The 13,549-nt window shown below is 51.3% G+C and carries 9 protein-coding genes and 1 pseudogene; 4 read left to right on the forward strand and 6 right to left on the reverse strand.

Annotation, left to right across the window (positions count from 1 at the left end; translation table 11 throughout):
• Together FDW88_RS01650 and malX are read right to left on the reverse strand one after the other, a co-directional pair.
• Positions 1-1,187, reverse strand: a 1,187-nt coding sequence (locus FDW88_RS01650; protein WP_170974146.1) for a recombinase family protein, incomplete at its 3' end; no start/stop codon positions are given.
• Positions 1,188-1,329: 142 nt separating this feature from the next.
• Positions 1,330-2,460, reverse strand: a pseudogene (gene malX, locus FDW88_RS01655) (PTS maltose transporter subunit IICB); the annotation flags it as partial.
• A 170-nt stretch (positions 2,461-2,630) separates the two neighbouring features.
• Here malX and FDW88_RS01660 point away from each other — a divergent pair.
• Entirely contained in the window at positions 2,631-3,659 is a 1,029-nt protein-coding gene (locus tag FDW88_RS01660; protein ID WP_137361894.1) for a Mal regulon transcriptional regulator MalI, read from the forward strand.
• Positions 3,660-3,727: 68 nt separating this feature from the next.
• Here the strand turns inward: FDW88_RS01660 and FDW88_RS01665 are convergent, their stop codons facing one another.
• Positions 3,728-5,236, reverse strand: coding sequence for a YdgA family protein (locus FDW88_RS01665; protein WP_137361903.1), 1,509 nt, complete (start codon positions 5,234-5,236; stop codon positions 3,728-3,730).
• A gap of 107 nt (positions 5,237-5,343) precedes the next feature.
• Positions 5,344-6,519, reverse strand: a complete 1,176-nt coding sequence (gene manA / locus FDW88_RS01670; RefSeq protein WP_096757124.1) for a mannose-6-phosphate isomerase — start codon at positions 6,517-6,519, stop codon at positions 5,344-5,346.
• Positions 6,520-6,782: 263 nt separating this feature from the next.
• Between manA and fumB the strand changes: the two genes are divergently transcribed.
• Together fumB and fumC are read left to right on the forward strand one after the other, a co-directional pair.
• Positions 6,783-8,429 carry a class I fumarate hydratase gene (gene fumB / locus FDW88_RS01675; protein ID WP_117343077.1) on the forward strand — a complete coding sequence of 549 codons (1,647 nt, stop codon included), beginning with the start codon at positions 6,783-6,785 and terminating at the stop codon, positions 8,427-8,429.
• A gap of 143 nt (positions 8,430-8,572) precedes the next feature.
• On the forward strand, positions 8,573-9,976 hold the full coding sequence (fumC, locus tag FDW88_RS01680) for a class II fumarate hydratase (protein WP_096757122.1): 1,404 nt from the start codon (positions 8,573-8,575) through the stop codon (positions 9,974-9,976).
• Here the strand turns inward: fumC and tus are convergent.
• Together tus and rstB are read right to left on the reverse strand one after the other, a co-directional pair.
• Positions 9,973-10,902 carry a DNA replication terminus site-binding protein gene (gene tus / locus FDW88_RS01685; RefSeq protein WP_117343078.1) on the reverse strand — a complete coding sequence of 310 codons (930 nt, stop codon included), beginning with the start codon at positions 10,900-10,902 and terminating at the stop codon, positions 9,973-9,975. The genes fumC and tus overlap by 4 nt on opposite strands.
• 73 nt (positions 10,903-10,975) lie before the next feature.
• Entirely contained in the window at positions 10,976-12,277 is a 1,302-nt protein-coding gene (rstB, locus tag FDW88_RS01690) for a two-component system sensor histidine kinase RstB (RefSeq protein WP_137361895.1), read from the reverse strand.
• Positions 12,278-12,873: 596 nt separating this feature from the next.
• Here rstB and FDW88_RS01695 point away from each other — a divergent pair.
• Positions 12,874-13,326: an SgcJ/EcaC family oxidoreductase gene (locus FDW88_RS01695; protein ID WP_096757119.1), complete on the forward strand. Its 453-nt coding sequence runs from the start codon at positions 12,874-12,876 to the stop codon at positions 13,324-13,326.
• Positions 13,327-13,549 lie beyond the last annotated feature (223 nt).

Below are 13,549 nucleotides of genomic sequence, written 5' to 3' on the forward strand. Positions count from 1 at the left end.
ATTTCCCCGCTTATTCGCACCTTCCCTAAACCAGATGGTTGATATTTCGTCTGTAAGAATATTCTATCAGCTATCAGTTGTAAAATTGTCCTTTCAAGAGTGCTTGCCCTGAATCCCCACTTATTACAATCCTGATGTAGATCTCTGGATGCGCATTGGTAACGGTAAGCATGTGGATGGTTCTTAAGGGTTGATTTAGCCTTAACCATGTAACATGAGCAGTGCGCACAATGCAAAATGCCAATACCGGAAAGTAACGGTATTTCAGGGTTAATCTCGCGATTCGGGGCAAACCCTTTGTTTCCAACTTGGATCTTTAACGCTTCGTATTCATCTTTGCTGATGATAGCAGGGTAATAATCATCCAGAACGTATTCTGCATTGTTTACAGTGATTACTTTTCGTCCATAAATGGCTGGCTCAAGGATTCTGGAACAATGCTGCATATTCCATATACCTTTTGATTTTTTGTTGCCAATAACCGGTCCATCGTAGTTGTTTTTCAGGTGCATAAGGATCATTCGATTTGACCAACCGTCTTGTTTTAACTGGATAATTTTTTTTGCTATGGGGAACAGGACTGGATGCGGATTGACATACCCAGTACTCGAATCTGTCCACCATTTATCCGACCCTAACTCTTTAATTGCGATTACAGGATCACCTGGTTTCCTTTTTTGGTGGCGTCTGATCTTGGATAGAGCACTTGCAATGGTGCGGTGTGATTTGGTTGAACTTTCTTCGTTTGCACGGCTGAACAACATCACGCTAAACATCAGTTGCTGCAATATCTCGGTGTTTACTTCAGTCTGCCTGTAAATCTGTTTATCAATCCCGGTAATTACCGTGATGCCATTAAGCAATAAACTGGTGAAAAGGTTAACTGCTTGCATGGCGTTCTGGCGTGAGAAGCGATCAAGGGATTCAATCAAAAGGAAAGACCCCTTTGGGATCAAGCCGGATTCAACCTGGGCTATAAAATCCGATAATGCTCCTTCCTGAACGTTTTTACCTTTGTACGCGGATACTCCTAAATCTTGGTATTCCTCGAAAATTTCCAGATCGTACTCAGCAGCGATCTTTTTTGCCATTTCCGCAATGTAACTCTTCTGTCGCTCGATCGAGTTACCTCTGCCTTGTCGTTCGCTGGAGTAACGGATATATGAATATAAGCGTGGACGATTCATGGTATTGAATTTCACTGGACGTACTGTATTTCTTAAGATTGTAACATGTGCAGGCATTGGTCATCACCTCTTTGGTAATCCATTGCGGCGACAGGTATAGCTGTTTTTACGCCTCAATTCTTAATGAGGTGTATTTTACTTTAGTGTTGCCGATAGTGACGCCAAGCACAGCCATGATAGTGAAGCCCAGTCCGGTCAACAGTGCGTGGATAACGTACAGCACTGGTGCGACGAACAGGAATAAGAACTCCAGAGGTTCGGTGGTACCGCCAATCACGCAGGCGATCAGGCCGGAGATTAATAATCCCTTAATTTTGTGACGATTTTCAGGGCGAGCACAGTGGTACATCGCTAACGCAGCGCCCGGTAAACCGCCGAGGAACGCCGGCATTTTGCCCTGGGACAGGAAACGCGTGGCACTTTCAGAGAAGCCCTGAGTGGTAGGGCAGCTCAATTGGGCCTGAAAAATAGTCAGCGCGCCGCTGACGCTATGACCACACACCTCCTGCGTACCGCCAGCTTCAGTGAAGCGAATTAAGGCCACCAGAATGTGATGCAGGCCAAACGGCAACAGCAGACGTTCACCGGTACCAAACAGCATCGGACCAAAATCACCGGCGCTATTGATGATGTTACCCAAGCCAGTGATACCCATGGCGAAGAACGGCCAAATCAGCGGAATGACCAGCCCGACCAGTCCCATCACTACCGACGAAATAATCGGCACAAAACGGGTACCACCGAAGAACGCCAGCGCATCCGGCAGGCGAATGTTGTGGAAACGTTCATGCAGCATCCAGACAATGATCCCGGCGATTACCGCACCGAGGATCCCAGTGTCGATCGACTGGATCCCCAGAATGTTTTGCACGTTGTTGGCTTTGAGGATCGCCGCATCCGTGGTGGGCAATATTCCCTTGGCCGTTAACCAAAAGTTGACGGCCAGGTTCATCACCGCATAGCCGACAAAACCGGCAAAGGCCGCAACGCCTTTGTTTTCGCGCGCCAGGCCAAGCGGGATAGCGATACAAAACATCACCGGCAGAAAACTAAATGCGAAGGATCCGACTTTGCTCATCCAGGTAAACAGCGCCTGCAACATCGGGTTCCCCAACGCGGGGATCAGTGTAATGACATCATGGCTGCTTAATGAGCTGCCGATCCCCAGCATGATCCCGCAAAACGAGAGCAGTGCTACGGGCAACATAAAGGTTTTCCCCAACTGCTGGAAAAATTCCCATAACGTGACTTTTGGTGTGGTTCTCGTCGTCATCTAACGACTCCTTGTAAAAAATCGACCAACGAATGATGGCGAGAAGATAAAACGTTTTACCTAATTTTAGTGCGTTACAAATCACATTATCGAAGGATAATAGGGCGTATAAATACGGATGATTGATAAAACGTTTTATCCATCACGTTATCAGGGAGCTTTCTGGTTTTATGGCTATAGCCAAAAAAATAACCATTCATGATGTAGCGCTGGCGGCCGGTGTTTCAGTCAGTACCGTCTCATTGGTTCTTAGCGGCAAAGGGCGTATCTCATCAGCGACCGGAGAACGGGTCAATGCTGCCATCGAACAACTGGGGTTCGTACGTAACCGCCAGGCATCGGCGCTGCGTGGCGGGCAGAGTGGGGTTATTGGGTTAATCGTTCGCGATCTCTCGACGCCGTTTTATGCCGAACTGACGGCAGGACTGACGGAAGCCTTAGAAGCTCAGGGGCGGATGGTATTTTTACTGCATGGCGGTAAGGACGGCGAACAGCTGGCCCAGCGTTTCTCGATGTTACTCAATCAGGGTGTTGACGGGGTGGTGATCGCCGGAGCCGCAGGCAGCAGCGACGCGTTACGGCAGTTGGCCGGTGAAAAGGGTATTCCGGTAGTGTTTGCTTCACGCGCCAGCTATCTGGATGATGCTGACACCGTCAGACCCGACAATATGCAGGCTGCGCAGCTGTTAGTTGAGCATCTTGTCGGGCATGGTCATCAACGAATCGCCTGGTTAGGTGGACAGAGCTCCTCTCTGACCCGTGCAGAACGCGTGGGGGGATATTGCGCCACGCTGCTTAAATTTGGACTGCCTTTTCACAGCGATTGGGTACTGGAGTGCGCCTCAAGCCAGAAGCAGGCCGCAGACGCCGTGACGGCGCTACTACGGTATAACCCGACCATCAGTGCGGTGGTGTGCTATAACGAAACTATCGCCGTTGGGGCTTGGTTTGGCCTGATGAAAGCAGGGCGACAGAGTGGTGAAATTGGCGTTGACCGTTATTTTGAACAGCAGATCTCGCTAGCCGCCTTTGCCGATGTGGCAGAGAACGCTCTGGATGATTTACCGATTATTTGGGCCAGCACGCCCGCGCGTGAAATGGGATATACACTGGCTGAACGCGTACTCCAGCGAATCAGCAGTGATGAGGGGCATTCGCGCAATCTGACGTTATCCGCCAGACTGGTGACGCAAAAGTAATGCGCCAGAGGTAAAAAAGCCCGATAAATCGCTTTATCGGGCTGTGGCGGACATCACGCAGATGGTAATTACGGCTGCGGAATGGCCGGGGCATCTGGTGCGGAAAGTGTTGGCATACCAAACATGCCGACAAACTCATCCAGCGGCATTTTTTGGCCGTTGAGCGTCACCTGACCATTTGCGTACTGCAGGCTGGAGCCGATGGTGTTGTCCTGTACCGTCGTGATGCGGAACATTTGACCCATCGCAGCAAGACCATTGACCTGCTGTTTCGCCATACCTGCCGCTTCTTCCTGCTGATACCCTTCCAGTTTGGCAATCTGGGTCATGAACTCAGTTGCCATATCCATTGGGATCGCCAGCTTTGCGTCCAGTGATTTCACTGAGCGATCCACTTCCTGGGCCAGCGTTTTTGGTTCTTCCTGGTTCGCATTCGGGTCTTTCAGGAACAGGGACAGATTAAAGCTGGTCTCACCCTTGGCATTTTTCCAGCTCAGTGGCGCAACGGTAATAACCGGCTCACCCTTCATCAGAATAGGCAGAGCGCTGAAGAACGCTTCGGTCACTTTCTGCTGATACAGCTCCGGGTTTTGCACTACGTCAATCTGTGACATCAATGCTTTGGTTTGGGCACTATACTGCTGGCTGAACTGATGTAATGCTTCGCCATCAATCTGGCCTACTTTCAGCGTCAGCTTACCGCTACCCAAATCTTGACCCTGCAATTTCAGGCTGTTGATCGTGTAATCCAGCTGGCTGTTGACGGTTTTACCCTCGTTAACCAGGTCTGATTTACCGTCGATGCCCATGCCTTCCAGCACCGCCAGCTCTTTGCCTTCGACGGAAATAGACAGCTTATCAAGGGACAATTTCTGATCGCCAATACGCTCACCAAAGCTGGCAACCGAGCTTGAGCCATCCGTCTTCAGATTATTAAAGGTAACTTGTACTTTTTGATCGTACTCGTTAACCGCATTGACCACGCCGCTTTGCGCTTCACCGGTCAGGGAAACCGCGTTACCGTCTTTGTCGGCGCTGAGCTGGAATTCGCCTCCGCTAAAGGCTACTTTCTCATCGCCTTTTTCGTAACTCAGCGGCTTGAGAGATATGTCAGAGCGGGTATCGCCGCTATAGCCCACGCGGGAATTGATGATGAAAGGAGACTCACCCTTGGCAATGTCAAATAACGGTTTGCTGACGTCATTGTTCACCAGTGTGGTTTTCACTGCGGCCATCGCGGGTACCAGGTTGAATGACTTAAGCTGGGCTAGCGGGAAAGGGCCATGATCGACGGATTCATCCAAAATGATGCTTTGCCCTGGCTTCAGCCAGGCATTTTCCTGACCGGCAACAGGTTTTACCACCAGTTGCAGCTGGCTGCTGAACACGCCGCGCTGGTAGTTCTCATAACTCAGCTCAATGCCTGCCTCGGGCGAGAGGCGTTTGAGCTGATCGTTTGCCTGCGTCACCATCTCAGCAAGATGGGTTTCCAGTTTCTTTCCCGTGAACCATGCACCGCCCGTCCAGACGATTCCTAGTGCAACCACCACACCCGCAGCTACCAGCGTTTTTTTCATTTCGATATCCATAAAATAAATCCAGGCGTTTAAAGACGCCTGGAGGGGTGACATGTCTTTAACTCACTACTAGCTTAGCAAGAGTTGTTAAAAATATCAGTATCTTGCTACAGCTTGTTATAAACCCGCGCTAAACGACCGGTGCCGCTGACGTTCACCGGCGACTCATTGGCGCTGATAAATGCCGACTCACCTGCTTTCAGTACCAAGCGTTGCTCGCCCTTGCTCAGCACGGCTTCGCCCTCAACGCAGAACAAAATGGCGGCGCTGTGCTGGCTGATAGTGGCTTCACGGGCAGACAGTACATGCAGGGAGAAAGCGAAATCGTCAACCGGGATTGGGAAGTCCAGTTCACTCTCTGTTTTGACTGGGGTAGTCAGCAGTTGATTCGCCGGTTTAGCGACAAACTGAACGTTGGCGACCAGTTCTGGAATATCGATGTATTTCGGCGTCAGTCCGGCGCGCAGTACGTTATCGGAGTTGGCCATGACCTCGAGCGCCACACCTTGCAAGTAGGCGTGTGGGGTTTCGGCAAACAAGAACATCGCCTCGCCTGGATTCAGCTTCACCACATTGAGCAGCAGCGGAGAGAACAGGCCGCTATCATCCGGATAGACATCCGCTATCAGACGGATAGTTTGCCACGGCTCACCCTGTTGGCTGTTAAGGGCAGATTTCAGTACGGCTAGCGCACGCGATTTCTCTTCACCCTGCATATTCAACAAGCTGGCGAAAAGGTGGCTCAGACGCTCGGCGTTGGGTTCCTGCAGGAAGTGAGCGATGGCCGGATGCGCACCAGACACTGGCTGTAGCAGCGCCACAATCTCGGAGAACTCGCGAAACGCATTCATCGCCAGGAAAGGCGTCAGGGCAAACACCAGTTCGGGCTTGTGATTAGGATCTTTGTAATTACGCTCGGCGGCGTCCATTGGGATCCCTGCGGCGTTTTCTTTGGCAAAGCCAACCTCAGAATTGTGTTTGTTCGGGTGGACCTGAATCGAAAGAGGCTGGGCAGCGCAGAGCACTTTAAACAGGAAAGGCAGTTCACCAAAGCGTTGTGCTACGGCATCACCTAACAGTGCTGACTTATCGTGCTCGATCACGTCACGCAGGGAAACCGTCTGGCCGTCGGCGTTCTGAACCCGAGAACTGCTTTTCGGATGGGCGCCCATCCACAGCTCTGCCATCGGTTGCTGGGTCGGATTTTCAATGCCATAAAGTTCCGTTAAGGCAGTTTTGCTTCCCCAGGCATAGTTCTGCACTGAGTTGATGAGTTTTTGCATTATCAAGCCCTGTTTCAATGTGGAATTATCTCTGACTATTAAACCAAGAAACCTACGGGGAAGTAACCTGCGCATGTAAAAAGTCGTACTTGTCTCAGTTTTTGTTAAAAATTTGTGTAGGATATGGTGACTCGCTTTTAATACCCTGAGCAATTCTGGTTGCACATAGGCCGTTGCTGGCACAACCGGACCCGCGACAGGGAAGCAGGGCAATGGAACATCTGCCCAGAGAATAACCAGACCGAGCAGTAAGTGAGAGCACAATGTCAAACAAACCCTTTCATTATCAGCATCCTTTCCCCCTCAAAAAGGATGATACCGAATACTATCTGTTGACCAGCGACCATGTTTCCGTTTCCGAATTTGAAGGCCACGAAATCATTAAAGTTGATCCGCAAGCCTTAACCCTCCTTGCCCGCCAGGCATTTCATGATGCCTCATTTATGCTGCGTCCGGCGCATCAGCAGCAGGTAGCGGATATTCTTCGCGACCCGGATGCCAGCGAGAATGACAAATATGTGGCTCTGCAATTCCTGCGTAACTCCGACATCGCGGCGAAAGGCGTGTTACCGACCTGCCAGGACACCGGTACGGCGATTATTGTCGGTAAAAAAGGGCAACGTGTCTGGACCGGCGGGGGTGATGAAGCCGCTCTGGCGCGTGGGGTGTATAACACTTATATCGAAGATAACCTGCGCTATTCGCAAAACGCCGCGCTGGATATGTATAACGAGGTGAACACCGGAACCAACCTGCCTGCGCAGATAGACCTGTATACCGTGGACGGTGACGAGTACAAATTCCTCTGCATCGCCAAAGGCGGGGGATCGGCGAATAAAACCTATCTGTATCAGGAAACCAAAGCGCTGCTCACGCCGGGTAAATTGAAAAATTATCTGGTCGAGAAAATGCGTACTCTGGGAACCGCAGCCTGTCCGCCGTATCACATTGCTTTTGTGATTGGTGGAACCTCGGCAGAAGCAACGCTGAAAACCGTTAAGCTGGCGTCGGCTAAATATTATGATGAATTGCCGACTGAAGGTAATGAGCATGGTCAGGCGTTCCGCGATGTCGAGCTGGAAAAAGAGCTGTTGATTGAAGCGCAAAACCTTGGACTGGGCGCGCAGTTCGGCGGGAAATACTTCGCCCACGATATTCGCGTGATCCGCCTGCCGCGCCACGGTGCGTCATGCCCGGTTGGCATGGGCGTCTCCTGTTCAGCGGATCGTAATATCAAAGCCAAAATCAACCGCCAGGGGATCTGGATTGAGAAGCTGGAAAATAATCCCGGCAAGTACATCCCGGAAGCGTTGCGTCAGGCCGGTGAAGGCGAAGCGGTGCGCGTCGATCTTAACCGCCCGATGAAAGAGATCCTGGCTCAGTTGTCGCAGTATCCTGTTTCCACGCGTCTGTCACTGAATGGCACAATCATCGTCGGACGTGATATTGCGCATGCAAAACTGAAAGAGCGTCTGGATAACGGCGAAAGTTTGCCGCAGTATGTTAAAGATCATCCAATCTATTACGCGGGTCCGGCGAAAACGCCGGAAGGTTATGCTTCGGGTTCGCTGGGCCCAACCACCGCCGGACGCATGGATTCATACGTTGATCAACTGCAGTCTGCGGGTGGCAGCATGATCATGCTGGCAAAAGGCAACCGCAGCCAGCAGGTTACTGACGCCTGCCATAAACACGGTGGCTTCTATTTAGGTAGTATCGGCGGTCCTGCGGCAGTGCTGGCGCAAGGCAGTATCAAGAGCCTGGAATGTGTGGAATACCCGGAACTGGGGATGGAAGCCATCTGGAAAATTGAAGTGGAAGATTTCCCGGCGTTTATCCTGGTGGATGACAAAGGTAACGATTTCTTCCAACAGATTCAGACGTCGCAGTGCGCACGCTGCGTTAAGTAACGTCAGCCGCCCCTCGGGGCGGTTTTTTTTTACCGCACGAACCACCAAACGAGGGTTCCATCCTCGTCAATACTCATAAGACCAATGGCAAATGGGCAATGTCGAAACATAACCTAATCAATTGTTAATATAAGGAGCAGGTCATGGTAACGGTACGCCGCGAAAATGATTCAATGGGGGCGATTGAGGTTCCGGCCGATAAACTCTGGGGCGCACAAACCCAACGATCGCTGGAGCATTTTCGTATCTCTACGGAGAAAATGCCGGTCTCGCTGATCCACGCGCTGGCGCTCACTAAACGTGCCGCCGCGAAGGTAAATCAGGACCTCGGGCTGCTGGCGGCAGAAAAAGCGAACGCCATCATGCAGGCGGCAGATGAAGTGCTGGCTGATAAACACGCTGACGAGTTTCCGCTGGCTATCTGGCAGACCGGTTCCGGTACGCAAAGCAATATGAACATGAACGAGGTGCTGGCGAACCGCGCCAGCGAACTGCTGGGCGGCGTGCGGGGGATGGAACGTAAAATACACCCCAACGATGACGTCAATAAAAGCCAAAGTTCAAATGACGTGTTCCCCACGGCGATGCACGTTGCCGCACTGCTGGCTCTGCGTAAGTCACTTATTCCACAATTGAATGTTTTAATTGAAACACTGAGTAAAAAATCCCACGCGTTTGCAGATATTGTCAAAATTGGCCGTACGCATTTGCAGGACGCTACACCGTTGACGCTGGGTCAGGAAATTTCTGGCTGGGTGGCGATGCTGGAACATAACCTGAAGCACATAGAAAACAGCCTGCCGCATGTGGCTGAACTGGCTTTGGGAGGAACGGCCGTCGGCACCGGACTGAATACACATCCTGAATATGCTCGCCGGGTCGCGGATGAACTGAGAGTGATCACCTGTGCGCCGTTTGTCACCGCGCCGAATAAATTCGAAGCGCTGGCCACCTGTGATGCGCTGGTACATGCCCATGGTGCACTGAAAGGTCTGGCTGCATCGTTAATGAAAATTGCCAACGATGTGCGCTGGCTGGCGTCTGGTCCGCGCTGTGGTATCGGCGAGATAGCGATTCCTGAAAACGAGCCAGGCAGCTCCATCATGCCTGGTAAGGTCAACCCCACACAATGTGAAGCCTTAACTATGCTGTGCTGTCAGGTAATGGGCAACGATGTGGCTATCAACATTGGCGGAGCCTCCGGTAATTTTGAGCTTAACGTCTACCGACCGATGGTTATCCATAATTTCCTGCAATCAGTACGTCTGCTGGCAGATGGTATGGAAAGCTTCAATGCGCACTGCGCGACCGGCATTGAGCCCAATCGCGAGCGCATTGACCAGTTGCTCAATGAATCCCTGATGCTGGTGACTGCCCTGAATACCCATATTGGGTACGATAAAGCCGCGGAGATCGCCAAAAAGGCCCACAAAGAGGGACTGACGTTAAAAGCCTCGGCGCTGGCGCTGGGCTACCTTAGCGAAGCCGAGTTCGACAGTTGGGTGCGCCCGGAACTGATGGTCGGAAGTATGCGACCGGGACGTTAATCTGCCACATACAGGTGCAGCCGGGGAATAATCAGCCTTAACGGCTGCGCCTGCGGTTTGAAACGGTGTTGCACGTTGTCGGCATCGTAATTCAGCAACTCGCCGATGTCCGGCACACTCATACCATTATCGTTATTAATCAGTGCAATCAGCGGTGTCGGACATGCATATTGCACTTGCTTTTGCTGCCCTTTGTACCAGACGCGGGCGATGGGCTGGACTTTCACCGGTCTTTTTATCTTCAGTTTCGCCTGTTGCGGCAGGGCGGCAATGTCCTGATACTCGCGCTCCAGACGGGCCTGCCACTCTTCACGCGTCCATGGATGTACGCTGCGCGGTGAATTCAGGCTCTTTTCCAGTTGTTCCAGTACCTCATCGCGTTTCAGGTTTTTAATAATGTGTTTATTGGCCCAACCGAATCGCAGGGTCGCAGGTTCTCTGACCACTGTCAGCGTTCGATAAGCATTGAGGGTGATGAGTCCTGGTAAATGGCGATGCACCCATTCGAAACGTGCGGCGGGTGGCAGACCTGAATCCACCGTCACAATATGCTCAAAGGTTGTTTTCAACTGGTTGATACGCTGAATTTGCGCTTCCAGCGTCGCCTGAGAAGGGCTGTCGACCTGATAGCACAACACGCCGGGTAGGCGCACGGCAGCTTTGCTGCTGCGATTCTCGGACTGCTGCTGAATAAACAGGTGGCGATAGTGGCGCAGCGCCAGACTTTCAGCTTCTTTACCTAAATGTTGTTTTACGTCGATGGCCTCCAGCGGGGCGTGCTCCGACTCTTTTGCGATTTCTGGCAAGGAGAACACACGGGCAATCAGTAGCGTGTGCTGCTGCAGATTTTCAGTGAATTGCGCCAGTTCTTGTTCCATCTGGCGAAAAGTGCTGTTCAGACGTTCAACGAGATCGTAACGAGCCATAGAGTTACCATTTTAGTTACAACATACTTTTTTATAGCACACCCAACGTTACCTGACCACCGAGCCGTAGGGGTCAGGCAGCGGAAAATTCAGGAATGTTATGCCAGAGGGGCCAGCTAAAGGTGAAACGCGCGCCGCCGAGCTCGCTTTCGTCACACATCACCGTACCGCCCATGGCCTGCGCAATCGAGTGGACGATGGCCAGCCCGAGTCCGCAGCCGCCCGTGGCCCGGTCGCGGCTGGGATCGAGACGAACAAACGGTTCAAAAACTTGCGCACGGGCGTCAGGTGGAATGCCGGGGCCATCGTCTTCGACGATCAGCATCGCTTGATTACCCTGTAGCAGCAGACTGGCGTGAACCGTAGACTGGCAGTAGCGCAGGGCGTTGTTGAGCAAATTATCCAGGACGCGCTCCATCAGGCGCATATCCAGCGCACCGTAATCACCGGAGGTTAGATGGCGCAGACGCACCGTACGGTCAGGATTAACGCTTTGTACATCGTCCAGATGGGTGGTGAGCCATACCGGTAGGTTTGGTTCCGTGAGGTTTAACTCATTCTGTGGCCGGTCGAGTCGCGCATAGGTGAGTAACTCTTCGATGAGCGCTTCCAACTGGCTAATATCACGATTCAGCGCCTGGGATTCCTGTTCGCTGAGGTTATCGCTCATCTCCAGCCGGTAGCGTAAACGCACCAGCGGTGTGCGCAGCTCATGGGCGATGCCATCAATCAGCTGTTTTTTGCTGGCAATGAGCGCATTGATATTGTCCGCCATTTGGTTGAACGCCACGCCGAGCCGCTCAAAACTGGAACCGCTGTCAAAATGCAGCCGTTCACTCAGGTGTCCTTCACCAAACCGTTGCGCCGCCGCTTCCAGCCTCAACATCTCCTTCCAGTGCGGACGCATCCAGATAAGCACCGGGAAGGCCAGCGAAATGGCGATGAACGCCATCAGCGCGACGTCCAGCAAGCGCATTTGATGCAGAAAATAGAGATAGGGAACCGGGCCGACGGCAAGGACATAATGGCTGCGAGGAATACGCTGAATAAAGGTGTACTGGTCGTCGAGTGCCACAATATCACCCTCGCGCAGACGCTGCTGGGTAGGGACATCCAGATGGTATTTATTCAGCGGCTCCACACGCAGATCAAACGAGAGGTTTAAATCCATCTCTTTCAGCGTCTTCCCCCACTCATGGGGGGGGATCTCGCGAAGCTCACTGCGCATCAAATACAAGGAGCTTTTCATTAAATCATCAAGCGACTGCCTGCCGGCGCGCTCTGCGGTGAATTTATATACCAAACCGACCAGCAGAGTCATCACCAGAAAGCAGACGAACAGCAACAGGTAAAACTGTACAAACAGCTTCTTCATAACAAATCACCGGACGCTCAATAAGTTAGCTAATACGCTTTTGCCACTCGGGGCTGACGGGGGGATTGCTGTAGCCACCGAGACGCAGATTCAGAAATTCAGTCTGACCATCGTCAATTGCGCTTATCCCGGCAGAGTACACTGTATGAACCCTTTCTGCATTCTCATGGCCCATGAGGCCCGTAATAAATACAGCATGTCTGGAACGGGCGAGGGCAGTTGGGCCAGGTAAACAGTCTCGTCTTAACAGAGTAATTGCTGCTGGCGGTTGTCTTTGTGCAAGGTGAGTGCGCGATATGAGGGGAGCATCATCTAAAAAGCCCGTACTGGATGCGGGCAAAAATACTGAAAGTCATGCTTCAGCAATAATCACTGAACTATAATTAACCAGGAAGTTGAACAGTCTCTACCCGTGGCGATAACACAAAAATCTCTTATAACACCTTCGTATTGAATACCCTTTCCCTCACGGATTCTTTATTTTCACACACAGCGTATGTTGATGATTCCCATTGATAATGACATGCCATGCGATTTTTATAGCCTGGTTATCAATGGTTCAGCATTGCCATACGACCACGAATGGATTGATTAAAATGAAGAAATTATTTGGTCTTATTGCTTCACTGACCCTTCTGTCTGGCCCGGTTTTTGCAGTGTCGGCACCTGACTGCGTGAAGGTCGATAACGCTCAAATCGAAGCGCTATTTGATAAGTGGAACGCATCGTTAAAAACGGGCAACGCGAAGACGGTTTCAGAAAACTATCTCAGCGATGCGGTGTTACTGCCAACGGTATCCAATAAAGCCCGCTTAACGGATGCTGAACGCATTGATTATTTTGAGCATTTTCTGGCGAAGAAACCTACCGGAAAAATTGATACTCGCACTATTCGTCTGGGGTGCAACAAGGCGATAGATACCGGTACCTACACATTTACCTTCGCCGATAAATCTACCGTTTCAGCACGATATACGTTCACTTACGCATGGGATGGAAAAGAGTGGAAAATCTCTACCCATCATTCTTCGGCGATGCCTGAGGGGTAAAAAAAGTGCAGGGGGCGAGAATTCAGCGCTCCCTGTTTTTATCGATGATGTGATTTTATTTTATTCTGAATTCTATGGCGCAATTGACCGTAAAGCAGCATAAACGATCTGTTTTTGAAGCTGTCGTTTGCCTCTTTCTCGAGGGCTGCATTTTTCAACCTAGCATAAAATTCTGTATAGATGTAGGTGTCGCCCTGACCCGTCATCGTTATAATGCGGTAAA

Source organism: Citrobacter sp. wls829 (assembly GCF_005280825.1).
GTDB classification, from domain to species: Bacteria; Pseudomonadota; Gammaproteobacteria; order Enterobacterales; family Enterobacteriaceae; genus Citrobacter; species Citrobacter gillenii.